General features: G+C 48.0%; 23 protein-coding genes and 1 tRNA gene. 6 read left to right on the top strand and 18 right to left on the bottom strand.

What is annotated here, in order from left to right:
* Both FIM25_RS12230 and ilvY read right to left on the bottom strand, forming a co-directional pair.
* On the bottom strand, window positions 1-900 hold a 900-nt coding region (locus FIM25_RS12230), incomplete at its 3' end, for a transposase (protein ID WP_139449731.1).
* Between the two features lie 166 nt (window positions 901-1,066).
* On the bottom strand, window positions 1,067-1,945 hold the full coding sequence (gene ilvY / locus FIM25_RS12235; protein ID WP_139449734.1) for an HTH-type transcriptional activator IlvY: 879 nt from the start codon (window positions 1,943-1,945) through the stop codon (window positions 1,067-1,069).
* 151 nt (window positions 1,946-2,096) lie between these two features.
* Between ilvY and ilvC the strand changes: the two genes are divergently transcribed.
* A complete protein-coding gene (gene ilvC / locus FIM25_RS12240; RefSeq protein ID WP_139449736.1) occupies window positions 2,097-3,563 on the top strand; it encodes a ketol-acid reductoisomerase in 1,467 nt (488 codons plus the stop codon).
* A gap of 89 nt (window positions 3,564-3,652) precedes the next feature.
* Here ilvC and FIM25_RS12245 read toward each other — a convergent pair whose 3' ends face one another.
* The 6 genes from FIM25_RS12245 to FIM25_RS12270 all read right to left on the bottom strand — a co-directional run bounded on the left by FIM25_RS12245 (window position 3,653) and on the right by FIM25_RS12270 (window position 10,754).
* The gene (locus FIM25_RS12245; protein ID WP_139449738.1) at window positions 3,653-3,907 is read right to left on the bottom strand and encodes a hypothetical protein; all 255 of its coding nucleotides are present in this window, start codon (window positions 3,905-3,907) and stop codon (window positions 3,653-3,655) included.
* Between the two features lie 220 nt (window positions 3,908-4,127).
* The gene (locus FIM25_RS12250; RefSeq protein ID WP_139449740.1) at window positions 4,128-6,695 is read right to left on the bottom strand and encodes a hybrid sensor histidine kinase/response regulator; all 2,568 of its coding nucleotides are present in this window, start codon (window positions 6,693-6,695) and stop codon (window positions 4,128-4,130) included.
* A 9-nt stretch (window positions 6,696-6,704) separates the two neighbouring features.
* Window positions 6,705-7,052 carry an STAS domain-containing protein gene (locus tag FIM25_RS12255; protein WP_139449742.1) on the bottom strand — a complete coding sequence of 116 codons (348 nt, stop codon included), beginning with the start codon at window positions 7,050-7,052 and terminating at the stop codon, window positions 6,705-6,707.
* Window positions 7,053-7,121: 69 nt separating this feature from the next.
* Entirely contained in the window at window positions 7,122-7,673 is a 552-nt protein-coding gene (locus FIM25_RS12260; protein ID WP_179953345.1) for an ATP-binding protein, read from the bottom strand.
* Window positions 7,674-7,684: 11 nt separating this feature from the next.
* A complete protein-coding gene (locus tag FIM25_RS12265) occupies window positions 7,685-9,124 on the bottom strand; it encodes a PP2C family protein-serine/threonine phosphatase (protein WP_139449746.1) in 1,440 nt (479 codons plus the stop codon).
* Between the two features lie 58 nt (window positions 9,125-9,182).
* Window positions 9,183-10,754: a PilZ domain-containing protein gene (locus FIM25_RS12270; protein ID WP_139449748.1), complete on the bottom strand. Its 1,572-nt coding sequence runs from the start codon at window positions 10,752-10,754 to the stop codon at window positions 9,183-9,185.
* 384 nt (window positions 10,755-11,138) lie between these two features.
* On the opposite strand from FIM25_RS12270, the gene FIM25_RS12275 reads away from it, so the two are divergent.
* Window positions 11,139-12,614 carry a methyl-accepting chemotaxis protein gene (locus tag FIM25_RS12275; protein WP_139449750.1) on the top strand — a complete coding sequence of 492 codons (1,476 nt, stop codon included), beginning with the start codon at window positions 11,139-11,141 and terminating at the stop codon, window positions 12,612-12,614.
* A gap of 6 nt (window positions 12,615-12,620) precedes the next feature.
* A complete protein-coding gene (locus tag FIM25_RS12280; protein WP_139449753.1) occupies window positions 12,621-13,019 on the top strand; it encodes a nuclear transport factor 2 family protein in 399 nt (132 codons plus the stop codon).
* Between the two features lie 69 nt (window positions 13,020-13,088).
* Here FIM25_RS12280 and FIM25_RS12285 read toward each other — a convergent pair whose 3' ends face one another.
* The 8 genes from FIM25_RS12285 to FIM25_RS12320 form a co-directional block, all read right to left on the bottom strand.
* Window positions 13,089-13,292, bottom strand: coding sequence for a hypothetical protein (locus tag FIM25_RS12285; protein WP_139449755.1), 204 nt, complete (start codon window positions 13,290-13,292; stop codon window positions 13,089-13,091).
* 150 nt (window positions 13,293-13,442) lie between these two features.
* Window positions 13,443-15,110: a GTPase HflX gene (hflX, locus tag FIM25_RS12290; protein WP_139449757.1), complete on the bottom strand. Its 1,668-nt coding sequence runs from the start codon at window positions 15,108-15,110 to the stop codon at window positions 13,443-13,445.
* 13 nt (window positions 15,111-15,123) lie between these two features.
* Window positions 15,124-16,494 carry a replicative DNA helicase gene (gene dnaB, locus FIM25_RS12295; protein ID WP_139449759.1) on the bottom strand — a complete coding sequence of 457 codons (1,371 nt, stop codon included), beginning with the start codon at window positions 16,492-16,494 and terminating at the stop codon, window positions 15,124-15,126.
* Window positions 16,495-16,595: 101 nt separating this feature from the next.
* Complete coding sequence (gene rplI, locus FIM25_RS12300; RefSeq protein ID WP_139449761.1) at window positions 16,596-17,042, bottom strand: 50S ribosomal protein L9; 447 nt, start codon at window positions 17,040-17,042, stop codon at window positions 16,596-16,598.
* 32 nt (window positions 17,043-17,074) lie between these two features.
* Window positions 17,075-18,037 carry a DUF2232 domain-containing protein gene (locus FIM25_RS12305; protein ID WP_139449763.1) on the bottom strand — a complete coding sequence of 321 codons (963 nt, stop codon included), beginning with the start codon at window positions 18,035-18,037 and terminating at the stop codon, window positions 17,075-17,077.
* A 23-nt stretch (window positions 18,038-18,060) separates the two neighbouring features.
* A complete protein-coding gene (gene rpsR, locus FIM25_RS12310; protein WP_139449765.1) occupies window positions 18,061-18,327 on the bottom strand; it encodes a 30S ribosomal protein S18 in 267 nt (88 codons plus the stop codon).
* Window positions 18,328-18,332: 5 nt separating this feature from the next.
* Window positions 18,333-18,773, bottom strand: a complete 441-nt coding sequence (gene rpsF / locus FIM25_RS12315; RefSeq protein WP_179953346.1) for a 30S ribosomal protein S6 — start codon at window positions 18,771-18,773, stop codon at window positions 18,333-18,335.
* 128 nt (window positions 18,774-18,901) lie between these two features.
* On the bottom strand, window positions 18,902-19,891 hold the full coding sequence (locus FIM25_RS12320) for a DUF2804 domain-containing protein (RefSeq protein WP_139449769.1): 990 nt from the start codon (window positions 19,889-19,891) through the stop codon (window positions 18,902-18,904).
* 319 nt (window positions 19,892-20,210) lie between these two features.
* Between FIM25_RS12320 and FIM25_RS12325 the strand changes: the two genes are divergently transcribed.
* The 3 genes from FIM25_RS12325 to FIM25_RS12335 all read left to right on the top strand — a co-directional run bounded on the left by FIM25_RS12325 (window position 20,211) and on the right by FIM25_RS12335 (window position 21,271).
* Entirely contained in the window at window positions 20,211-20,825 is a 615-nt protein-coding gene (locus FIM25_RS12325) for a CDP-alcohol phosphatidyltransferase family protein (protein ID WP_139449771.1), read from the top strand.
* Window positions 20,826-20,899: 74 nt separating this feature from the next.
* A complete protein-coding gene (locus FIM25_RS12330) occupies window positions 20,900-21,106 on the top strand; it encodes an FmdB family zinc ribbon protein (protein ID WP_139449773.1) in 207 nt (68 codons plus the stop codon).
* A 90-nt stretch (window positions 21,107-21,196) separates the two neighbouring features.
* Window positions 21,197-21,271 (top strand) — tRNA-Gly (locus FIM25_RS12335).
* A 133-nt stretch (window positions 21,272-21,404) separates the two neighbouring features.
* On the opposite strand, the gene FIM25_RS12340 is transcribed toward FIM25_RS12335, so the two are convergent.
* Complete coding sequence (locus FIM25_RS12340) at window positions 21,405-22,856, bottom strand: SGNH/GDSL hydrolase family protein (protein WP_139449775.1); 1,452 nt, start codon at window positions 22,854-22,856, stop codon at window positions 21,405-21,407.
* Window positions 22,857-23,178: 322 nt separating this feature from the next.
* The gene (locus tag FIM25_RS12345; RefSeq protein WP_139449777.1) at window positions 23,179-23,796 is read right to left on the bottom strand and encodes a tyrosine-type recombinase/integrase; all 618 of its coding nucleotides are present in this window, start codon (window positions 23,794-23,796) and stop codon (window positions 23,179-23,181) included.
* Between the last annotated feature and the right edge of the window lie 56 nt (window positions 23,797-23,852).

Consider the following 23,852-nt stretch of genomic DNA (forward strand, 5'->3'; position numbering starts at 1 on the left):
GACCTGTACCTGGAACCCTTTACCCTTATGACCGCAGTAGGTGGCATCCGGATCGGATGGGTTTTGCAGTGACTGGGACGATACCTCTTTACTGGGTTTGATAACCACCTTCGTGGTGTCATCATTCTTTTCGACTACACATTGCTCGCCGAACATCCGCACCAAAAGCTTATAAGAGGCCATGGAAGCAACGGCTTCATGATCTTTGAACCGTTCCACCAGAAGAAAGCAGTCGTTGCCAAGTTGCTCAAGGGTGCGGGATGCATCGCTGGGCTTGACAGCAAACAGACCATCATTTTTTGCTTCATAGCGGGTGGCAAGCTCATCAAGGGAATGGTAAAGATCAGGATGGTGTCGTTTGAGATTGATGAGAAACTTCCGGTGAGTTCTGACAAATAAACGGATCCGTCCCAGGTGGGCCATGTTGGAAAAGATATGCACCGAATCCAGGCGCTGTTTTGATGTATCCAGACTGAACAAWTTTTGCAGTGTCTCTGAGATATTTTCAAAAAGTGCCTGTTCAAGCCCAAGCTGCSCGATTTTATCCCTCAGGCCCCAAAGGGTTCGGTGAGCCACATAGCAGCTGGAGTCGGAAGGGTCKGTAATGTTCAGTGCATAGTGCCACTCGATATTAAGGGCATATTGCCGAATCGCCTGATCATCAGTCAGATCCTCCATCTGCTGTAACAAAACAAGTCCGAGCATGGCATGGAGTTCCTTGGTAGGCCGACCCTTCCCGTCGTCAAAGAGATGAAACAGTTTCTTGACCGGAAGTCTGTGGAGGATTTCTTCACGAAACAGATGCGCCCATGATGACTCCAGAAGAGCCAGCCTCTTTGGACCAAGATGCTCAAACGGGCTGAACATGTCGTACTGTTTGTGATCTTTAACGTAGATCATGCAAAATCCTTATAATAGATTAATATCACAGGATATATATAACAAAAACGGCTCCTTGAATCAATAGCAAAACCACATAAAAACAACAAATTTAAAAGGTTATGGAATTTTGTTTTTTTTGCGAGTCCATCACCATTTTTATTATTGCTACAGTTTTGCCATATGTTCAGGACTGCGCCCGGGAATAGTTCCGGGCCGTGTCCCAGAAGGCCTTTGTGACAACGTTGCCAAGGCTTTTTTTATTGGCGCAGATGCCTATGAAGTAGGGCTCAAGGGGCGGCAGGATTTCCATAATATCAATGGTGTGCATGAAAGGACTTTTTTCCAGCACCATTTCCGGCACCAGCCCGATGCCGCAGCCCAGATGGACCATAGCAATGATGGCTTCATTACCAGTTACCTGGGCGTAGATGCGGGGTTTGATTCCCATTTCCTTGCGCCAGCGGTCAAAGCGTTTTCTGGCAATGCCCTGTTTGGGCAGAATCAGCGGGGTGTCATTCCAGTCAGGGCCTGTGTGGTAGTCATTTTTTTTAGATCGTATCCATACCAGAGGTGTTTTGGCTACCTCCATGGAGAGCATGTGCTCGGGCAGATTTTCCGGGATGGCGGCAATGGCAATGTCCGTATCTCCTTTCTGAAGCTGTTCCAGTGCACTTTCCGCATCGCCTGTGGCCAGCTTGATGTGCACTTCGGGAAATTTGTTTCTGAATCCGTCCAGAATATCCGGAAGGATACCATAGGCTGCCGTTACGGAGCAGTAGATGGTAATTTCTCCGGAAACAATTCCCTGATCAAGGGAAAGGGCCTGTTTGCCTTCTTTCCATGTTTTCAGTATCTGTTCCGCGTAGGTTCGGAACACAAGGCCTGCCGGTGTAAGGGAAACGTTTCTGTTGTTTCTTTCAAAAAGTTTTTCTCCCACATGGCCTTCAAGCCGCTGAATGGCACGGGACAGGGCCGAAGGGCTGATATTGCTCTGGGCACTTGTTTTCTGAAAGTGACGGGTTCTGGCAAGGCTGAGAAACAGCTCCAGTTCTTCTATGTGCATGGGTTTGTCTCCATCAGGGTATTCTTGCATAAAATGAAACTTATGCTTTCTATTAAATCACTTTACGCAATGTGGCAAATACAATACAGTCCCTGAAATATTGTAAGAATTCTTTTGCAGATCAAACCCCTATTCAGGCAGGAGCAAGCAGATGACAAATTATTTTTCTTCCCTTACCTTTCGTGACAAAGTCAAGCAGCTGGGACAGTGCCGTTTTATGGATCCTTCCGAGTTCAACGGCGTGGAAAAGCTTAAAGGCAAAAAAATTGTGATCGTGGGCTGTGGTGCCCAGGGTTTTAATCAGGGCATGAATCTCAGAGACAGCGGCCTTGATGTAACCTATGCCCTGCGGGATGAGGAAATTTCCGAAAAGCTGCTCCCCTGGAAGCTTGCTTCGGAAAACAATTTTAATTACGGCACCTATGAAGATGTGATTCCCAAGGGAGATCTGGTACTTAATCTTACTCCGGATAAATATCACACCCCTGTTGTTTCCCGGGTCATGCCCCTGATGAAAAAAGGTGCCTGCCTTTCCTATTCCCATGGTTTCAACATTGTGGAAGAGGGCATGAAAATCCGTGAAGATATCACTGTCATTATGGTGGCCCCCAAATCTCCGGGTTCTGAAGTCCGTGCGGAATATGTGCGCGGCTTTGGTGTTCCCACCCTCATTGCCGTCCATGAAGAAAATGATCCCAATGGCGATGGTCTTGAAATTGCCAAGGCCTATTGTGCCGGTACCGGTGGCGACCGCGCCGGTGTTCTGCATTCATCTTTTGTTGCGGAAGTAAAGTCTGATCTCATGGGAGAGCAGACCATTCTCTGTGGTATGCTCCAGACCGGCTCTCTGCTCTGCTTTGATAAAATGGTGGAAAAGGGTGTTGATAAGGCCTATGCCGCAAAACTGGTGCAGAAGGGCTGGGAAGTGACCACCGAAGCCCTGAAGCATGGCGGTATCACCAACATGATGGACAGGCTTACCAACCCTGAAAAGGTAAAAGCCTTTGAGCTGGCCGAAGAACTGAAAAACATCATGAAGCCCCTTTATGAAAAGCACATGGACGATATCCTTGAGGGTGCTTTTTCTGAGAACATGATGAAGGACTGGGCAAATAACGACAGCAATCTTCTTAAGTGGCGTGCGGAAACCGGTGAATCCGCCTTTGAAAAATGCCCCGTTCAGGAAGCGGACATTCCCGAGCAGGAGTATTTTGATAAGGGTATTCTTATGATTGCCATGGTAAAAGCCGGTGTGGAACTTGCCTTTGAGATCATGACCGAAGCAGGTATGCAGCCGGAATCCGCCTACTATGAGTCTCTCCATGAAACACCGCTGATTGCCAATACCATTGCCCGGAACAAGCTTTATGAAATGAATGTTGTTATTTCCGATACTGCGGAATACGGCAACTACCTTTTCACCCAGGCCTGTGTTCCCCTGCTGAAGGATTTTATGGCAAAAATTGATACTGACGTGATCGGTAAAGGAATAACCTTTACCGGCAATGCCGTGGACAATAAGAAGCTCATTGCCATTAATGAGGCCATTCGCAATCATCCTGTGGAAGAAATCGGCCGGACCCTGCGTAACTACATGACCAGCATGAAAGCCATCTGATTTTGGTTAAAAATAATGTAAAATAGAAAACCCCCGGACTGGCAGAAGAGCCTGTTCGGGGGTTTTCTTTTTCTTATACTGTCAGGGTATCAGTTTACCCGGTTTGCAAGGGCAAAGACAAAACCGCCGCCCTTTTCATCCCAGTCCGCTTCGCACCAGTAGCCAAGCTGTGCGGCTTTTTGAAATACGAGGGGAGCATTGAAGATGCGCTCGCCGTCAGGTCCAGGTGTGAGAAGTTCTTCCAGTTGTGAAAGATCTTCATCATAGATAAAAACAACGGGATCTTCGGGGGCTTTCTGACTGAAGCGGGCTTCCAGAAGTTCATTTAAGGTATCGTAGATCATTTTTTCTCCTGCCTGAATCTCTTGTTTAAAGGTGCTGAAGAGCCAGAATTCTATCATAAGGGTAAATGTGCTGCTGGTATAGGTTCTGCCATTATAACCTGAGTCAGGGTTTGTGGCAGAACAGTATTCCATTCCATCAAAGCGGTCCCATAAGGGCCTAAATAATTCCAGCTAAATTAAGCATCTCTTATAAGGATGTAAAGGAGGAGGCTTTTCATTTTCAGGTATGTGTCTGCAGGTGGCATCCGTCCAGCAGATGACGGACGGCTGTGGCCAGTTGGCTGCGGGTGAAGGGTTTCATTAGAAAACTCTGTATGCCCATGTTTTCAAGTATGTCCGGGGAGAGGGCTTCGGAGAAGCCTGAGCAGAGTAAAAAAGGAATATCAGGCCTGAGGGCCAGCATATGCTGTGCCAGATTCACCCCTGTCATACGGGGCATCATCTGATCTGAAATAATCAGATCAAAATTTTCAGGACTCTGCATAAATATCTTAAGTGCATGTTCCGGTCTGGACTCAGGCCGGACTTCATAACCAAGGCCAGAGAGAATTTCTGCACAAAGCTGCAGCAGATCCGGTTCATCCTCCACAAGCAGAATGCGTTCCCGGCCTCCTTTGGGCATGGCTGGTACGGGTTCATTCCTGCGTGTTGTTGAACCTTCTTCAAGCAGAGGAAGAAAAACCCGGAAGGTACTGCCCTTGTCCGGCTGGCTTTCCACAAGAATCAGTCCCCCATGATTGCCAATTATGCCATGGCTGATGGAAAGGCCCATGCCTGTACCCTTGCCCTGAGCCTTGGTGGTGAAAAAGGGTTCAAAGATTCGGGAAATATAAGAGTCAGGTATACCGGTGCCATTATCCTGCACCATGAGTTCCGCATAAGCGGTTTTTCGGAAGGCAGGGTTAAGGGAGATAAGCTGATGGTCCGCCTCTATCCGGTGCAGACCGATGGTGATGGTGCCACCATCCGGCATGGAATGGGCTGCATTGGTGCAGAGGTTCATGATGACCTGATGAAGCTGGGTGGCATTACCGAGGACGGGAAGCGGTGAATATTTCTGAGCAAGGATGATTTCTAAAGGAGCAGGTAGGCTGGCCCGCATCAGTTTCAGCACATCTTCGGTTATTTCCGTAAGGCAGAGGGGACGCATATTGATGTGGGCACTGTCTCCACGGGAAAAGGAAAGGATCTGTTTGACCAGATCCGATGCCCTCTTGCAGGCGGTAACGGCTTTTTCCATAAAAGTCCTTGCCTGGTGATTCTTTTCCAGTCTGGCCATGGAAAGTTCCGTGTATCCCATGATACCTGCAAGGATGTTGTTGAAATCATGGGCTATGCCACCTGCAAGGGTGCCTATGGCTTCCATTTTCTGGGACTGGAGCAGTCGGTTTTCCATTTCCTGCATCTGAGTGATATCCCGCAGGATGAAAATGGCGGCACTTTTTTTCTTATGCGGGTCCTGATAGGGGTAGGCAGCTACGTCAATGTGACGCAGACCCCACTCAGGAAAGGACCACGAAAAACGGAAACGAACGGTTTCTCCGGCAAGGCAGCGCATCAGGGGGTCTTTTAGCTTGTGTTGGAAAAGTTCCGTGTCCGTTACAGAGGTGACGGTTCTACCTGTAAGTTTTTCAGGTACGGTGCCAAAGGCCTGGGCACAGGCCCGGTTGACCATGACAAAGCAGTGATCCTGACCTATGAGGGCCACAGGATCTTGAGATGCTGCCACCACACCTTGATATTCAAGGAGTTTTTCCTGGGCCTGCTCTTTTTCCTTTATTTCTTTTTTCAGGCATTCAAGGGATTTGCCCAGTGCTTCGTTATTTTTTTTCAGGTCCGTATACAGGGCCGCATTTTTAAGGGGAGACAGGGCCTGGGAAATCATGGCAGCGGCAAGGCTCAGTTCTTCTTTTGAATGGAGACGGTTTTTTGCGCTCTGTCCCAACATTATAAAAGCTGTTATTTTTTTTCCGTCCATAAGGGGAAAAAGCAGCTCCATTCCCATGTTGTCCAGAAAAAGGTAAAAAAAGGAACGCTGGTAAGGATCTTTTTCTATAAACCGGGGCCATGTTTTGGGTGAGGGTTCTTCGGGCAGCGCTATTTCCATGGGAAGGGATTTTTTTGAGGTACCTGTAAGTGCCACACGTGTAAAAATATTTTTTTCATTCTGAAGATAGAAACAGGCAGAGGTGGCCGTGAGATAGCCAGTAACGCAAAGCAGCAGTTTTTTAGCGATGGTAACCGTATCCAGCTCCGGGCTCAGGCTGGTCCCTACTTCTTCCAGGAGAGCCAGCTCAAAGACCTTCAGTTCCATTTCGTTTTTACGTTTTTCCAGATCCTGACGTATGAAAAAATGATGGATGACAAGGCCAGTCAGTATTGCAAGCTGTTGCAGAAAAGGTGCTTCAAGGAGCATTTTTTCAAAGAAGGAGGATGGAGATGCCAGAATGGCAATGATTTTCTTTCCGAATAAAACTGGCATGACAGCAAGGTTGTGGTCGGGTTTCTGATCCATGAGCAGGCTTTGCCCGGAATAAAGAGAAGGCAATTTCTCAGGATCAATGTTTAAGGAGGAAAAGGGTGCAGGGTTGAGGCCACAGGAAAAAACAAAATGTCCTTCATGGGGGTATTCATGGATGCCCAGCCAGGTTTCAAGGCCTGTATGTTCCAGAATAAAGTCAGTAAGAAGCTGATGGAAAGTTTCAGGGGAAGCCGTCTGGCCAAGCTCAGCGATGAGCTGTACCATGGCATCGTTCAGTGGGTAGATTTCGGTGGGAGGCTGTTTCATGGTGGTCTCTTATTTTTTGTCTGAAAAACTGGCCAGTCCCTTTTCCATGGAATCGAATTGGGAAAAAAAATCTTCCATATCTAAAAGGGTGAAAATCCGTTTCACCCGGGGCTGCATGCCTGCAAAGCGGAGGTCTCCCCCTTTTTTACGGATGCCGCCGATGGCTCCGATAAAACATCCCATGCCTGCACTGCTGATGTATTCGAGATTTTCCACGCAAAGAAGAATCATGGGGAGGGGTTGTTTGGATAATTCATGGAGAATTTCTTCCAGCAGAGGGCTGGTTTCCGCATTTAGAATTCCCTGAAGGTGTATGGTTTCAATATTATTTAAGTTCTGTCTTCGTATGTCAAGCATGGCTGGCCTCACTAAAATAAGGGAATTGTTGAGGGTTCAGGGAGACAGGGTTAAAAAGATAAGGGGAGGCTATCCTGATCTGGAAAGATAGCGTTTCATGGTCAGCCTGTTGGCATTGTCCGGTCCCTTTTCATAACTAAGTTCATCCATGATTTTTTTTATAAGATGGAAGCCAAGGCCGCCGGGTTTTGGATTGGTGTACAGGGCTTTTATATCCGGAGGAGGCAGTTTGTCAGGATGAAAGCTATGTCCGTGAACACCATGATCCGTAAGGATGATGGTCACATCCTTTGAAGAAATGCGGATTTCGGCTTCTATTAAGGCACTGGGATCATGGGTGCCGTAGGCATGGGAAATTACATTGGTACAGGCCTCGTCCAGGGCAAGGGCAATGTCATAGGCAGCATCGGAATCCAGTCCCGGAGTTTTTTCTGTCGTGTTTCGGGCAAGTCTTCTTATAAGCTCTAGCTGTCTGGTTTCTGCGGGAAAAACAAGTCGCAGCCGACAGTCTGTTTCCATGCAGATCCTCTGTATATCCGTTTCCGGTATACCTAATGCCTTTGCCTGGCTTGCAAGGCTGGTCATAGGATCTTCCAGAAACAAAGGAAGTATGTCATGCATGGCCATTCTCCTTATTGTGGCTGCCTACAGAAACAGACTGCCACCAGGGTTACATCATCACAGGGTTCTATATGCTGGCAGAAGTCCGAAAGACGGTTCTGCATATGCCTTATAAGGTCTGCTGCGCTGGTATGGGGGGCGGCCATCGCATTCCGGATGCCTTGCTCTCCAAAGGGTATTTGTTCAGGAGAAAGGCTTTCGCTGAGCCCGTCTGTATAGGCAAATATGGTATCACCGGGCTCAAATGATAGCGTAAGGCTTTTCAGTCTCAAGTCAAATGTTTTTTGATGCAAACGGCAAAAAGGATAGCCAGGTGGCTTGAGGGACAGAATTTCTCCTGATGCTTTTTTTATAAAAACAGGATCATGTCCTGCGGATACAAGGGTTAGTTCCCTTTGATCCGTATCCAGCAGCAGATAGCTCATGGTGAGAAAGTGGCCCATGCCCATGGTCTGGGGCAGGGTGCGGTTGAGGGTTTTGAAAAGTGCTTCCGGCCTGTCCTGCTGCCGGGGGTTGGCCATCAGGAGAACCCGTGCGGCATTGGCGATGAGTGCTGCTGGAATGCCTTTGCCAGATGCATCGGCAATTACAATGCCTAAGCGGTGATCGTCCAGAGGGAAGAAGTCGAAGTAGTCGCCGCTGACTTCAAGGGCCGGTTCAAAGGAAAAGGCAAGATCCAGAAGTTTAATGTCCGGAGGATGGGTGGGTAGCAGTACTTTCTGTATGTTGGCCGCAGCCCTCAGTTCCCCTTCCATGCGGGCCTTTTCAGCCTTCTGCTCCAGAGTTTCTGCTATGGATACCCGCATGGTATTGATGGCGTCCGCAACAATGTCCAGCTCATCGGCTGGATTACCCGGTTTTCTGCCCTGAAGATGCAAGGGGGTTTCCAGTCTGTCCAGATTCATCTGCTGGGTGTAGCCTGCCATGGTTTTCAGGTGACGGGTGATAAGACGATGTATGATCCAAAGGAATACAAGCCCCATGAGCATAAGGTCGATGGCCCTTGCTGTGAGAATACGCAGGGCGCTGAAACGTATGTTTCGGTTGAGGGCATCCAGATCCATGGTGACCGTCAGGGAACCGATACTGAAGGGAACAAGGCCTTCTGGCTGGTAAAGGGGATAGGTCCGGCTCAGGCCTGAGATGGATTCTTCTCCCTTTTCCGCCAGAATTTTTTGTTTGTCATCTGTGATTATTACATGCATAACACCGGGAATATTGTTAATACCGTCCGCCATCAGTCGTATTTCATCGGAGCCCATATTCCATATCAGTGAGGCAAGGGCTTTTGTGTAGGTTTCTTCAATCTGATCCAGGGTCTTTTCCGTGTTTTTCATTGCCTGTCTGCTATCCTGAATCACCATGAAAACCGTAGAAAGCAGGGTCATGAGGAGGGCAATGAGAAAAAAAACTACTGGAATCTTCAGGGATATGGAAAAGGGGCGAACCATGGCGGACTCCGGACCTGGTGGTTTTTTTAATAACCAGATCTAAACGGTTACGGATGCATCAGCTCCGTTTTTCATTTAGCAGGCGCTGGCGCTCCAGAAGCTGAATTGCATTGATGTGACGGGCCAGAAGGGTTTCATGGTCTGCATCCAGTTGTGAAAAGGTGAACCCTGCAGAGGTTTCTTCATTGGTGCTGTCGGTTTTTTTTCTTACTAGCTTGATTTCTGCATTGATATGGATGTCTGCAAGGGTTCCTTCCACAGCTTCAAAAAAGAGTTCCAGAAGAAAGGTGTTGCCTGTATCCGGCAGTTTTGTTTCGTAGCCCGGAGGGAATTTCAGACCGATACCTGTCATGGAGATATCGTTGAATCTGAAATCGTTTTTTGATGTGAAGGTCGTATCTTTAAATCTGATTTTCCCGGCCATAAGGCTTGTGTAGGGCTGGCAGGAGCAGCGGTAAGCCTTACGTTCGCTCCTCAGGCCGGTCTGACGTATAGGAAGGGTAAAGCGCAGCATCAGGGCTTCCCGTGCCTGACCATCGGGCAGAATATACCTTGAAAGGGCTTCCAGGGAAAGGATCTGCAGGCCGGGTCTGCCATCTTCCGGGTGATTCTGATCCGTGGAAACAAGGTCAAGGGAGTCAACACTTTTAAGACTTTTCAGGGCAGGGGAAGTCTGGGCGATAACCACCATCTGTGTATCCATATTGACTTCATAAATGATGGTTTTTAAAAAATGAGGATCAGTGGTGTTTTTGTTGAGCAGCAGGAAGCATCTCTGGCCTTTGGCGGGAAAATCAGTATCTTTTTTTGCCTGTGTCCGGCTGCGTTTTTCAAGGGATACCGGTGATATATATATGGGGATACGGAGTTCCGTTAAAAGAGGGTTGGTAAAGTCTTTCTGGTTGCGGGTAATGCGTATATAAATTTCATATTCTCCCGCATCCTCGAACCGACAGTTTCTGGAATGATTTTTATCTGTTTTGGGCATCAGGTTCCAGGTGGCTGAGGGGCTTTGCCTGCGGTAGGCAAATTCAAAGGTATAGGGTGTGTCATAGAAATCCTGATCCGTATCCACCTCAATGCGGATCAGTTCATGGCGTACTGGGTTGCCGGTGATGGAAAATCCGCGAATAAAGGGGGGCATTTCCGGCAGAGAGTCTTTATTATTTGCAGGGGCATCATTTTCCCCAAGCAGATTTTTTTCAATATCTTCGGGAAGGGTGAGTATCCATTCTGCCAGAGTCTTGGAGACCTCCAGCCGGTGGTTGGTGAGCAGGGCAAGCATACCCTTCATGCTTGTGGCATTTTTGACCTTGAAGGTAACGGGTAGCTGTGTTTCCGCATAAATTCTGTCCATACGCATCAGCGCAATGGGCAGGGCGATGCGGGCAACCATGGCAGGTTTTTTAATGGCCATGATTCGGAGGGCGCTTTTTACCATAAAGTCGGCATTGTCTTCTGTCCTTGGGCTTAACTCCCTCATGTCTAAACAAAGGCCAAAGTCTTTGCGCATTGACCGCATACTGGCGGTGAGTTCCTGAATCAGCCGGATGGCCTCTTCTTCTGTGATAAGGCCCCGCATCCTTAAAAGAAGACAGTTTTTTTCTTCGGATTTGAAAATTCTGTACATGGATCCCCCCGTTTTATCCGAATGTCTCTGTCATGGGAAGCTTTGAGAATCTGTATACGGTTTTTAAAAGTGTTTAGTTAATTTTATGATATTAGGAGCTGATGGTTCTAAAATCAATGGTTTTTGCCTGCCTGCTTGCAAATGAACTTATTTTTAGCAAAAAAAACAAGGTATAATGATATGAATTTACTTCCATGGAAAAGTAATGGATTCGAAACCTTGTTCTTACTTCGGATTTCTGCTAATAAAACATAAATTTTCAAAGTATCATTATAAGAAAGTGCATAAGTTGGAAAAGTGGATGGCTTTATTATAAAAACCATTGGTTTTACAGCTATATTTTTGTAAAATAACAGGTGGCAGAGTATATAAAGGGGGAGACAGATGGGTGCATATAAGGATGCTTTCTGGAATTTTTTTGTTCCGGAAGAATTCTCGGATAATCCGGAGAAAAAAAGGGTCGCGGTTTTTCTTGTGATTTTTACCTTTTTTGCTGCAACTCTTTTTCTGCTGACAACCATTCGCTGGTTCCGGATGGGAGAGAGTATCCTTGCAACCAACATTCTTTTTGTAATGTTCGGTGTTATTTTTGCCCCTTTTTTACAGAAAATGCTCCTTTCTTCAAGGGTGGCCGCCGCCTACATGATGACGCTTCTGGCCTGGTATTTTCTTTTTTATATCTGGCGAACCGGAGGTATGGAGTCCAGTGCCCTGAACTGGCTTTTGGTTTTTCCCGTGCTGGCGGCCGTTTTTCAGGGACTCTGGGCCTGTGTGGGCTGGTCACTTACAATGGGATTGGCCCTTCTCTTTTTTAATTACGCTCCACAGATGGGTATTGTTTTTCCTGTTTTTAATGTGGATGCGCTACAGCGGGCAGAGTTGAGATTCGCAGATTTTGTAAGGCAGCTGACATCCATTGCCGTATGTATGTATGTGATTGAGCGTATGCGTGTGAAGGCCATGGCTGCCCAGAAGGAGGCCGATGGGAAACAGCAGAAGGCTATGGAAGCCCAGGCAAAATCTTCCGCTGAACTGGCCCGGCATATGGAAAATCTGCAGGAGGTTTTTGAGCGGACAACCCGCAATGCCTGCGATCTTCTTGACGCTTCAAAGGCTTTGGCTGCAGGCAGTGCCAGCATGGGGGAAGAAATTGCCCATACCTACCGTATTTCATCGGAAGCTAAAGAAATTACGCAGGATATTAAAGAAATTCTCCATGTCATGGCAAGCTCAGTGGAGGAAACCTCCGTTTCCATCACAGAGGTTCGGGACCGGGTGAATGAAGGGGCTGGTGTTGCAAGGTCTGCCGTGAAGGAGGCGGATTCGGCCAATGAAATGATTGATCATCTTTCCGAAAGCAGTCGTCGTATCGGTAATGTGACGGCGGTGATTCAGGAAATTTCCGAACAGACCAATCTTTTAGCCCTGAACGCCACCATTGAAGCAGCCCGTGCAGGAGAGGCGGGTAAGGGCTTTGCCGTTGTGGCCGGTGAAATCAAGGATCTGTCCCGAAAAACCAGGGAAGCAACGGAAGAAATCCGTAACCACATCTCCGGTAATGAAGCCACTGTGGAAAAGGTGGTACAGAGCAATAAGGCCATCAGTCTTACCATTTCCCAGATTCGGGAAGGGGAGGACTCCATTGCGGCAGCTGTGGAACAGCAGAGCGTGGTTATTCAGGATATTGCTGCCCGTATCGGTGATTCCGCTCAGAGAAGCGATGAGGTTGCAGATCATGTGGTGGCCCTGAGTGAAGCGGTGGAGCGTATGCGTGAAGACATAGAAAAAATGGTGAAATCCGCTGTCTTCTTAGAAACAATGGCCAAAGACTTAAATGATACCTGTGAGCTGAAGGAATAGGAAAAAATGGACGAAATCAGCAGAAAAAAACTTGAGGTATGGCATGATGTGGTTTTCAACCGGAACATTGAGGCACTGGAATCCATGCTGGCAGAGGATGTGCAGTTTTATTCCCCTGCTTTATGGAAGCCTAAGAATACACGCATGGAAGCCATGGTCATGCTGGGAACGGTGATAGAGGTTTTTGAGAATTTTACATACCACAGGGAGCTGGTTCAGGGAAACAACTGGGCTTTGGAGTTCAGTGCCGATGTGGGGGAAAAATCCGTCAAGGGTATTGACCTGATTGAGTTCAATGATGAAGGAAAGATTCAGCGTTTCGAGGTCTTTATACGTCCCCTTACGGGGCTGATGGCCCTTGCCGAAGAAATGGGCAAACGTCTGAAGGAAAAGGGTTTTATTTAGAAGACTGAAGACAGACCCTTAATAAGGGCTTATATGAAATACAGAGGGGGCCATTATTGGCCCCCTTATTTATTGCATGTTCATGGGATTTTCTTCGGACATGAAGAATATATCATCATTATGGAAGATGGCCTCCAGCTGCTGCTGCTGGGCAATGAGACAGCGGAGACGGACGGCACAGAATTCCCGGCATATACGGTCATCCATGCGAAAACGGGTGTAGCACTCAAGGGTGTCGTCGTGTCTGCCTGCTTTATACGGGGCTTGCTTCATGGGTATCGGACTCCATGGGACTTCGAATGTGTGGATGTGAATTTATTAAGATACACATCTATAAAATAAAAAATGTCTGTCATAGTGAAACGGCAAGCATAAAAAACCGTTTTTTCACTGGCTCCGGTATAGGCCTTTTACCGTTAAGTGTCAATGTAGCTCATCTTCGTTCTGGCTAAAAGGCTTTGCTCCGGTATGGGAATAGAGCATGGTCTGCATTTCTTCCAAGAGAGGACGCAGGCTGGCCCTGTCCAGTGCAGAAACGGCAATGCCCGGATATTGTCTTAGAGCTTTTTCCATTTCTTCTTCCCCGGCCAGATCCATTTTATTGAATACCCTTATCTGGGGAATTTCTGTCAGATCCAGCTCTTCAAGGACAGTCTCCACGCTGGCCACCTGTTTTTCCCAGGAAGGATTTGAGACATCAATGACATGGAGAAGGATATCTGCGTTTTCCAGTTCTTCCAGTGTGGCACGGAAGGCCGCCACCAGCTCTTTGGGCAGGTTGCGGATAAAGCCAACGGTATCCGTGATGATTACTTCCACATCTTCAGGGAAGCGCAGCCGCCTTGAGGTGGGGTCCAGGGTGGCAAACATCTGATCCTTTGCCTCAATTTTACTTTGGGTAAGGGTATTGAGCAGGGTGGATTTACCAGCATTGGTGTAGCCCACAATGGAAAAAACCGGAAGCCCCTGACGGTTGCGCAGGGCTTTTTGCTGTTTTCTGTTGCTGTGCACTTCTTCCACGGCTTTTTCCAGTTTGAGAATCTGCTCCCTGACCCGCCGCCGGTTGATTTCAAGCTTGGTTTCTCCGGGGCCCCTGCCGCCGATACCGCCAGTAAGCCTGCTCATGGCTGTATTTTTGTCGGAAAGTCTCGGCTGAAGATATTTCAGCTGGGCGAGTTCTACCTGTAGCTTGCCTTCCCTGCTTCTGGCCCTTCGGGCAAAGATGTCAAGGATGAGCTGGGTGCGGTCCATGACCTTGAGTTCCATGCGGTCGCTGACGTTTCTAACCTGAGCAGGGGAGAGTTCCTGATCGAAAATTATGAGGGTGGCGGCATCCTGAAGGGCCATGAGGTAGAGATCCTTCAGTTTGCCCTGACCCATAAGGGTTTTGGGGTCCGGTTTCTGGCGGGTCTGGGTGACGTGACCGATGACATGGACACCACAGGATTCCGCCAGTTCCTTCAACTCTGCCATATGGGCATCGGATTCCGCCTTGCTGAGCTTTGAAACGCCCACAAGTATGGCCCTTTCCGCACCCTTGGGGGCATCACGCAGGGAGCCGGTTCTGCCTATTTCATCTTCCAGTTCCAGAATGAAATTCAGGCAGTCGTTTTCCAGAAGTTCCCCATGGCCGGGGGGGAGAACATGGCAGGGGTGTTCCCGGTCATTGCCCGGTAGTACGTGGGCCACATGCACCTTTTCAAGGTTTCCCCTCTGGGAAGTGCAGAGGGCGCAGATGAGGTCTAAGCGCAGGAGGGCAAGGTCTGTGAGGTCATCTTCCGTCAGAGCCTCACCATTGATATGGGTGTGAACGATGCGGATGCCCCTGAGCCGTCCCGGTGCTGTTCTGAAATCCGAAAGATCCGGAATGAGAATTTCCTTTGCGTCCCCTGCAATCACCCGGACTACCTTGCCGCCCCTGTCTATGGCAAGGCCGAGCTGGCGGTTCATGGTTCTGGAAAGGGCGCAGATTTCCTCTGCAAGATCTTCGGGGAGGATGCAGTCCTGGGGAATCCTCTGATTATAAAGGGATTCCAGCTGTTTGATTTGTCGGGTTTTTAACCCGCCTGTGTTACCGAATACACTGGGCATAGGATACCTTCAATCAGTGGGGGTATTCGCCTGCGGCGAGGTCTTCAAAGCGTGTATAGGCACCCAGGAAGGCCATGTGGGCCGTTCCTACGGCACCGTTTCTGTGTTTTGCCAGAATAATTTCCGCTTTTCCCCGGTTGGGGTTGTTTTCATCTTTATTATAGACTTCATCTCTGTAGATGAACATAACAATATCAGCATCCTGTTCCAGAGAGCCGGATTCCCTGAGGTCCGAAAGCATGGGGCGCTTATCTGCCCTCTGCTCCAGCATGCGGTTGAGCTGGGAAAGGGCGATAACGGGAATGCTAAGTTCCTTGGCAAGCCCTTTGAGAGACCTTGAGATTTCTGCAATTTCCAGATCCCTTCTGTCCGAATGGGAAGAGCCCCGCATCAGCTGCAAATAATCGATGATAAGAAGTCCAAGTCCCTTTTCCATCTTTAAGCGTCTGGCTTTGGCACGGATATCCATGGGAGAGACATCCGGAGAATCATCTATGTATATGGGTGCTTCATAAAGGATGGAGGCGGCGGTATTGATGCGGTTCCATTCATCGGGAGACAGGGAGCCGCCCCGTACCTTTCCTGATTCCACGCGGGCTTCTGCGGTGAGAAGGCGCATGGAAAGCTGCTCCTTGCTCATTTCCAGGGAGAAAATAGCCACGGGTACACCGGCTTCCACGGCGGCGTTTCTGGCAAGGTTGAGCACAAAGGAGGTTTTTCCCATGGCAGGCCTTGCCGCAAGAATCAGAAGGTCGGAGTTTTGTAGCCCGGAAGTCAGCTGGTCCAGCCTGCGGTAGCCTGTGGGGATGCCTGTAATATCTTTCTGGCTGCCCTGTTGCTGCTCAATGGTATCAATATTTATATCTATGAGCTGCTGAAGGGGGGAAAAGGCTTTTCGGGTTTTGTTTTCCGCAATTTCAAAGATCACACTCTGGGCAAAGTCTATGACACCATCCACGTCATCGGCATTGGAAAAACACTTGCCGACAATCTGGGTGGCCCGTTCAATGAGCCTGCGTAAGGATGCCTTGTTCCGGATGATTTTTGCATATTCAACGGCATTGGGTGCAATGGGAATGGTATCCACAATGCGGGCCAGTGCGGCGGCTCCCCCGACATTTTCAAGCTGTCCTGAATCCTGCAAAGCATTTGCAACGGTAACCAGATCTGCAGGTTGACCTTTGGCAAAAAGGGAAATGGCTGCCCCGTAGATTTTCTGGTGGGCTGCCCGGTAGAAATGTTCAGGGTTGAGAATATCCACAATATCCATGAGGACATCGTTGTCAATGAGAATGGCACTTAAAAGGGAGGTTTCCGCCTCGGGACTGTGGGGCGGTGTGCGGGAAAAGAGTGGATCTGTTACAGCAGGGGAATTTTCAACCATGTATACCTCTTTGGAATATGCCTCTTACCCGAAACATTATCAGGCGGAAAACCATGGGGCTTTCCGCCTGATAAAGATGTTTTTTTTAAAAATCGGGACAATCAGGCAGCCGGAACCACTTCCACTGTAATTTCCGGTTCAACGCCCTTGTAAACCCGCACAGGTACCTTGTAGGTGCCAAGGGCTTTGATGGGTTCGGGAAGAAGAAGCTGACGTCTTTCTACTTCAACGTTCTGTTCCTGCAGGGCACGTACAATGTCCTGAACAGTTATAGATCCGTAGAGTTTGCCCTCATCGGCCACTTTGGCAGAAAGAGTGATGGAAATCTCGTTGAGCCGGACAGCCAGTTCTTCGGCAATGGATCTTTCCTTGGCGATCTGGGCCTGAACACGGACCTTCATCTGCTCCATAACCTTGCGGTTCTGGGGAGTGGCAGGGATGGCCTTGCTCTGGGGGAGCAGGTAGTTGCGTGCATACCCGTCCGCCACGTTCACCTCGGATCCGATGATGCCGAGGGACTCTATGGTTTCTTTAAGAATAACTTTCATATGAACCTCCAATGGGTCTGTGAGGATATCTGTCAGGGCTGTGGTTTCTTCTCTATGCGTTTACGGAAGTTCAGCCAGGTATCAAAAATACCGATAACCAGAACAACCAGAAAAAGGATCTGCTGTATAAGCATCAGGGCATAAAGGGCGTTTCTGATGATGGGGGGTACAGCCCGGTGATGGAACCAGTATGCCAGAATGGCCATGCCCTGAAGAAAATACATGGGCAAAAGCACAAGCAGGCAGGTGACACCCATAATACGCACAAGGGGGATGGGCACCATAAGAATAAGGGCCGCAAAAATCATTCCCCATATATAATTGGGCGGTACACCCCAGTTTCTGAAAAGCCCGAGATCCGCAACCTGAATTTTTCTGTGTCTGGCCATGGGTCTTGCTGCCAGAAGATTCAGCCAGGCCGCAAAAATAAGAATAAAGGCGGCAATGGCAGGCAGCAGACGGGTCAGGGTGTATTCAAGCCTTGGTATGGCTGCTTCAAAAAGCGCCAGTGTTTCTGCTGGCATTTCCATCTGGCGGTAAATTTCAAGGGTCATGGCCAGATTGGCAGCCACATGCTGTTCTATCAGCGCCAGGGGACCCGTGCCCTGACCGATGGCAAGTAAGATGACGGCGGCACATCCTGCACCCAGAACCATAAGAAGGCCTTTGAGAACAAAGACTTCTTTGCTGATTCCCTGTCGCCAGCCCTCTCCCATGGCAAAGCCGTAAAGAAGCATTCCTGCATAGAAAATCAGATCCGATGTAATCCTGCCCGTAAAAAGGAGCGGGATACCCAGCACCAGGGCAGCAAGGATAAGGGCAGGAAACGGCTCCCGGTTTTCCAAGCGCAGAATCAGCATGGGCAGAGGGAGAAAAAGGGCAGGAAAGACGCCCACAAAGGGCAGCAGTACACCTGCAGTGGCAAGAAACCCGGCCAGTATGAAAATACCGGCCAGATTTTTTATATCAATCCCTTTTTCCCCATCCCTAACCATTTTTACTCCCTGAGCTTTGTGGCTTAGTCAACGTTACCGACAAAAGGCATCAGGGCAATATTACGGGAACGCTTAATTGCCGTTGTCAGAAGCCGCTGATGTTTGGAGCAGGTACCTGTGATTCTGCGGGGAATGATTTTGCCCCGCTCCGTTACAAAATATTTCAGACCTTTGGGGTCCTTGTATTCAATTTTTATTTTGGTATCCGCACAGAAGCGACAGACTTTCCTGCGGTGATAAACGCGTCTTTTCTTTTTTCTTGATACTTTGGCTGCTCTGGGATTTACCATGGATATCAGTCCTTCCTGTGATAATTACGGTCATCATCATCATCGTCGTCATCATCGTCATCATCATCTCTGTCTCTGGCATTTTCCAGAGCAGCCGCAGCCTCAGCAGCGGCTTTTTCAGCAGCAATGTTTTCGGCTTCGATTTTTTCAAGGCTGCTGAACTTGTCAAGGAGGACGGTGAGAAATTTGAGGACCTTGTCATCCAGGCGGAAGGTGCGTTCCATTTCAAAAATAAGATCACCTTCGCACAGATAATCCAGACGGATATAATGACCCCGGACTTTTTTTGCTATGGGGTAGGCAAGTTTACGGTTGCCCCACTCGTCAATTTTTGCGATCTGACCACCAGTTGCTTCAATCATTCCGGTGGTGCGTTCAAGGACCTGGGTCCGGACTTCTTCGGAAATATCCGGATCCAGAATGAAAATGGTTTCGTATCTTCTCATGAAAACTCCTTTCGAGTTTAAAGCCCCGATCATTTTTCAGCCCGGAGCAAGGAAAAACCTGTCCCTTTAGAAGACAGGTCAAAATCACGATTGGATACTATGCAGGGGAAAGAATGTCAAGAAGAGCTTTACCACCTTACATAATGATCTTCCGTCCAGCCGGGCATATCAGACAAAATAAGGGGTGAATCTCCCCTGATTTGAATCTTTCCGGAAAAGATTCCGGTATTCTGGATAAAATCCGTAGCTATAAGACCAGCATTGACCCGCTGGGATTTGGTCCATGAAGGTTGAAAGATGAGGCAGAGGCTTTTATCCTCGCTGTGAATCTGCCATGGATCGCTGCTGCGTTTTTCGGGAACTTTGAAAATAACAGGGCCAAGGTTTAGGGGCTGGCCGTTTATCCAGATGCGGTTTTCCGTGAAACCGGTTTCATTGACACCCCAGGCAAGATTCATCCCGAATTCCTGTCCGTCGGCAAGGATTCCTGTGGCAGCGGCCCAGTTCCAGAAGGTTTCTCTCCGAAGGATGCCGCAGGTTCTGTCCGTAAGGGCGCGGCAGCTTTCCTGTGACAGGTCCTTGTGGACATCCCTGCAACGGAAACTTCCGCTGGCAGGGATGGATGCTGCCTTACGGGTAAAGGTCCATCCGCGCCAGCCGGTGCGGGTGCAGAGGCGTAGGGGGGACGGGCTTTCTCCGAGAAGAATTTGCAGGTGCGCATCTTTATATTTTGCTTCAAGGAGGTTTTTTTGAAAACGGAGTGTGAGACCGGATTTTTGAAAGAAAAAATCCGGGAATTCCGATTCCGGGTCCATGGAGTTTGCGGGCAGAAGGGACATGGCTGAGGCATTGACCCAGGGCTGGCTTGTGGCAGGTCTGACGTAGAAAAAGGCCTGTTGTGCAAAGTTAAGATCAGCAAGGGCTACTCCTGCAAAAAAATCCTGGTCTGAAATGCCAAAAAACATGAACTGTCTGTATTTTAATCGAGGGAGCCATCCGGGAACAGCTTTTCCCATGGCGGACAGTAAGCGAAAGTCCTTACGGTTTATGGTGACGGGTCCGCCATGGTGACCATACACAGGCCTGCCTGTTTTCTTGCAGATGATGGGTGTTGGCATGGAAACTCCAGAATTTCAGGCTGCAAAAGGTGGTATGATTTCAACTTTGCAAAGGGTATGTTCTTGTTTTTCAAGCCTTTTATGGGTCATTTTGGAATGTTTTTTTACAGTTGAGTAAGGGTAGCACGGAACCTTTGAATGGAAAAAGCTTTTTTTTGGGTGGTGGAAGAGCTAGACTGGTAAGGATCGTGTCGTACATGATATTTAAAAAGCATATGTGATTTTTTGCCGGGAAACACAGCCAGGTTCATCCCCGAATATAGTTGCTAAGACTTTGCCGGGCGAAGTGTTTTTTTGAAAACGTAACGGAGTCAGTATCATGCTTGACAGTCGTTTGCGGCCTTTGATTCAGCCCCTCTTTAATCTTATGGTGAAGCCCTTCCATGCCTGTGGCATGACGGCTATGCATCTTACTTTCCTTGCCTTTGTTCTTGGTATGCTGTCTGCTTTTTGTCTTTTTATGGAATATTCGCCGATCTGGGCTGTTGTTTTTTTGTGGTTTTCCGGACTTTTTGATGTGCTGGACGGCACCCTTGCCCGAAGAAGGGGAACGACTTCTGCAACGGGAGCTTTCCTTGATGTTCTGGGAGACCGATGTGTGGAGGTGTCCATTATTCTGGCTCTGGTTCTGGTACGGCCGGAGCTGCGTCTTGTGATGCTCTTTCTTATGGCGGCACTTTTGATTTCAGTAACTGTTCTTCTTCTCCACGGAGCACTTCTTCCGGGAGATACAAGGAAAAGTTTCAGGTATCAGCCTGGGCTTGCGGAACGCAGTGAAAGTTTTCTTTTTTTTACATTGATTATTCTCTTTCCAAGGGCAGGTGTTTTTCTGACGCTGATATTTACCTTTTTTGTGGTTGTGACAGTCGGGCAGCGTATTCTGGAAAGCCTGATGCTTTTCAGGCTTACTTCTGCCCGTGACAATGAAAAATGAAAGAGCTGGAAGGTTTTTTATCTGTTCTGTGGTGAAAAATTATTGTGTGTTCTGCAGAAGCAAGGAGATGTTCTATGCCCATCTATGAATACCGGTGTATGAAGTGTGATCATACCTTTGAAATGCTGATGCGTCTGAAAGATCCTAAACCCGCATGTCCTTCCTGTGGTTCGGGTAAAACGGAAAAGCTGATGTCCTGTGCTGCCATCCGCCCCGAGGGGGTTCCCAGGGGAAGCGGTGGCTTTGCACCGCCATCATGTGGTGGTGGGGGAGGCGGCTGAAAAATCTGAAAAAGAAGGCCGGGCTGGCTTTCATGTATCTTTTTAAGTTGATTTGTTTCTGGCAATGCATTAAGAAGACTGAGTCTTGTTGCGGGAATAACTCAGTGGTAGAGTGTCAGCTTCCCAAGCTGAAGGTCGCGGGTTCAAGTCCCGTTTCCCGCTCCACAATAAAATTAAGGGCTCAGGCATTTTGCCTGGGCTTTTTTTGTCTTAAAAGTGGCTGTGAAAAAAGTAAGCCCCTTTCCGGAGTCTTTCGGAAAGGGGCTTGGTATTTTATCTTTGTACTGTAAGTAGGGTGTTATCCCTTGTTGTGGTTTTTACGAATGATGATCATCATCATACCAAGACCAGCCATAAGACCCATGAAGATCATGAAGGTGTTCTGGCTGGTGGCTGCGGCATCAATGAAACAGGGGCTGCCTGCAATCTCGCTGTCTACCTTGGCTGGGGTTGCTGGGGCAGGTAGTTTGCTTGCTTGCATTTTGGCAAGAACATCTTTTGCCAGGAGTTCATGGGCTTTGGAGGTGGGGTGGATGGTATCAAAGAAAATATAGTTTGCTGCTTCTCCGGGGTTGGGATTCGGAGGTGTTTGCGCTTCAATTTTGGGAAGGGCAGGAGGTACAACACTCCCTTTAAGTTTTAACCAGCTTGTCTGATAATCAGGATACTCGATTGGTGATCCCATTGCTGATTCAATAACCATCTGCCACGCATTATTTGCTAGAAGCTGCTCTGCTATTGTTTCAGGTGCATATTTTTGGCTTTGATTCATCGGGAATGATGTTTCGTCAGCCTGAGCAATTGCCTGATTCATAAATTTGAAAGCATTGTAATAATTGTATTCAGCATTGGGGCCCATGGCACTGAAAAGGTTTTGAAGGGCAATCATAGTAACGTCATTAAAGGCAGCAGTAAGCTTGGATATGTTTCCCAGTGTTTCTTTGATAATCCCAGCAACCTGCTCCTGGCTCATGGTCTTGCCTGCCTGGGCAGCCTGAGCTATGGCTCCTGATGCAGCAATTCTTGCAGTTTCAATTGCTTGAGGTGTTTTTCCAAGGTCGGGAATGTTAAGTATAAGGAAGTTTTTGGCTCCTGAGCGTTCTAATGCCTGAATACCGTGGACAATATTCAGTACAATTTCATCTCTCAGGTACATCTGGATTTTCCCGTTTACCATTTCTGTTATCTTGGCTTTACCTTCATCAGATCCAAGATATGCGGGCAGCTCACCCGGTTCTTTTCCGCTTTCTATCCATTGCTTTTGGATAGCCGCTATGGCCTCTTTAACCCATGGTCCATTATTTGCTGGATTGCTAGCATCCTGTGCGGTATTGTAGCTAATAATGGGAAGATGAGCATTCAAATCATTACCGCCTATCCATATAGCTAAAAGTGCATTTGGATCAATTCTATTATTTGAAGCATAGGCTTTAATCTGTTCCTTAAAACCGAAACTGTTAAATTGCTCATTTAAGTGCCCTGTTGTTTTTGCCCCTCCATATGCCTTGTTAATGAGTTTATCTTCAAGCCCTATTTTTTCAGCCAGAAATTCAATCCATACTTTGCCGTCACTGAATCTGGGAGGCGCAGCGCCTTCAGTTACGGTATTCATATTATTTACATCCGACAAGCTATCCCCGAAAACGAGGATATTAGAATAGGTCTTTGCCCAGGCACCGGATGCCATGGCGCAGAGGAAGAGGGCCGCAAGGCCGATGATCAATAAATTCTTTCTGGAAAATTTCAACACGGTTTCCTCCTTTGGTCGGTGATTTTCTTGGGTGTACGTCTGTGATTTTGTGAAATGCTGTTCAGGTTGCGAATCACTATACATGGGAGCATGGTGCAGGGCAAGCTATTTTCACAGTAATGGGAAAGAATTTTGTATGAAAATGAATGAGGGCAGAGACCTGATGCTGAAGGCTGTAAGGGATTTTTTTAAAGAATTCGGAAGAGAAACTGAAAGCAGAATTCCTTTGAAAGGGCATTCTGCTTTCAGTCTTAAAAAAAGTTTTTGTTTTTATGGAAGTTTTTTTATGTTTTTCTTTTTATAAAGCTGTAATTCTGTTTTTTTAAAGCTCGTTAAGGAAAATATCCGTTTCCTCTGGCTCCTCAATGCAGAGGTATTCTCTGGTCTGTTTCTGGCTGCTGTGATTGAATATTTTCATCAGTTTTGAAATATCTACGCCATAGCTGTGATTCTGGTGAAAGCCCCAGGTCTTTCTCAGGGTGTGGGACCCGAAATTACCGGGAAGCCCTATGCTTTTACACCATTTGGTGACCAGCCTGTGCAGGGAGGGAACCACCAGATTTCCCCGCTGGGATTTGAAAAGAAAATCTTCGTCTTCGTAGGTGTCCGTTTCCAGAAGTGCCTGTATGGCCAGTACGGAAATGCGGTTGACTGGGATGGTTTTTGCTTTTTCGTATTTGTCATCAATGATGGTGACGGAATCTCCGGGCTTTAAGTTTCTGACCTGATGGACTTTGAGGTGGAGAAGTTCGTTGGGCATCAGAGGGGTGTTGATACCCAGTGTGAAGAGGGCAGAGTTGCGGGGACTGTCTTTGATGAGAACCTTAATGGCTTTGATGTCTCTGAGCCGCCGGATGGGTTCGACCTTGGCCTGTTGCGCCGCATCCGGCTCCTGGAAATTGTCTGAAGGTTCATTATCACCTATTTCCTGGGTTTGCATGGGAACCTCCTGCATTTAAGGTTAAGTTTTGTCTGATATTGACCAAAACACAACCA

The organism is Desulfobotulus mexicanus, assembly GCF_006175995.1.
Classification (GTDB): Bacteria; Desulfobacterota; Desulfobacteria; order Desulfobacterales; family ASO4-4; genus Desulfobotulus; species Desulfobotulus mexicanus.

What these genes read in the sequence shown, in the direction of transcription:
- FIM25_RS12245 (WP_139449738.1), bottom strand. Translation starts at nt 3,907, where the DNA reads ATGATCTACGATACCTTAAATGAACTTCTGGAAGCCCGCTTCAGTCAG.
- FIM25_RS12320 (WP_139449769.1), bottom strand. Translation starts at nt 19,891, where the DNA reads ATGCCAACACCCATCATCTGCAAGAAAACAGGCAGGCCTGTGTATGGT.
- FIM25_RS12270 (WP_139449748.1), bottom strand. Translation starts at nt 10,754, where the DNA reads ATGTACAGAATTTTCAAATCCGAAGAAAAAAACTGTCTTCTTTTAAGG.
- FIM25_RS12330 (WP_139449773.1), top strand. Translation starts at nt 20,900, where the DNA reads ATGCCCATCTATGAATACCGGTGTATGAAGTGTGATCATACCTTTGAA.
- ilvY (WP_139449734.1), bottom strand. Translation starts at nt 1,945, where the DNA reads ATGCACATAGAAGAACTGGAGCTGTTTCTCAGCCTTGCCAGAACCCGT.
- FIM25_RS12250 (WP_139449740.1), bottom strand. Translation starts at nt 6,695, where the DNA reads ATGAAACAGCCTCCCACCGAAATCTACCCACTGAACGATGCCATGGTA.
- ilvC (WP_139449736.1), top strand. Translation starts at nt 2,097, where the DNA reads ATGACAAATTATTTTTCTTCCCTTACCTTTCGTGACAAAGTCAAGCAG.
- FIM25_RS12305 (WP_139449763.1), bottom strand. Translation starts at nt 18,037, where the DNA reads ATGGTTAGGGATGGGGAAAAAGGGATTGATATAAAAAATCTGGCCGGT.
- rpsR (WP_139449765.1), bottom strand. Translation starts at nt 18,327, where the DNA reads ATGGTAAATCCCAGAGCAGCCAAAGTATCAAGAAAAAAGAAAAGACGC.
- FIM25_RS12260 (WP_179953345.1), bottom strand. Translation starts at nt 7,673, where the DNA reads ATGCATGACATACTTCCTTTGTTTCTGGAAGATCCTATGACCAGCCTT.
- FIM25_RS12265 (WP_139449746.1), bottom strand. Translation starts at nt 9,124, where the DNA reads ATGGTTCGCCCCTTTTCCATATCCCTGAAGATTCCAGTAGTTTTTTTT.
- dnaB (WP_139449759.1), bottom strand. Translation starts at nt 16,494, where the DNA reads ATGGTTGAAAATTCCCCTGCTGTAACAGATCCACTCTTTTCCCGCACA.
- FIM25_RS12345 (WP_139449777.1), bottom strand. Translation starts at nt 23,796, where the DNA reads ATGCAAACCCAGGAAATAGGTGATAATGAACCTTCAGACAATTTCCAG.
- FIM25_RS12275 (WP_139449750.1), top strand. Translation starts at nt 11,139, where the DNA reads ATGGGTGCATATAAGGATGCTTTCTGGAATTTTTTTGTTCCGGAAGAA.
- FIM25_RS12280 (WP_139449753.1), top strand. Translation starts at nt 12,621, where the DNA reads ATGGACGAAATCAGCAGAAAAAAACTTGAGGTATGGCATGATGTGGTT.
- FIM25_RS12255 (WP_139449742.1), bottom strand. Translation starts at nt 7,052, where the DNA reads ATGCTTGACATACGAAGACAGAACTTAAATAATATTGAAACCATACAC.
- rplI (WP_139449761.1), bottom strand. Translation starts at nt 17,042, where the DNA reads ATGAAAGTTATTCTTAAAGAAACCATAGAGTCCCTCGGCATCATCGGA.
- rpsF (WP_179953346.1), bottom strand. Translation starts at nt 18,773, where the DNA reads ATGAGAAGATACGAAACCATTTTCATTCTGGATCCGGATATTTCCGAA.
- hflX (WP_139449757.1), bottom strand. Translation starts at nt 15,110, where the DNA reads ATGCCCAGTGTATTCGGTAACACAGGCGGGTTAAAAACCCGACAAATC.
- FIM25_RS12285 (WP_139449755.1), bottom strand. Translation starts at nt 13,292, where the DNA reads ATGAAGCAAGCCCCGTATAAAGCAGGCAGACACGACGACACCCTTGAG.
- FIM25_RS12325 (WP_139449771.1), top strand. Translation starts at nt 20,211, where the DNA reads ATGCTTGACAGTCGTTTGCGGCCTTTGATTCAGCCCCTCTTTAATCTT.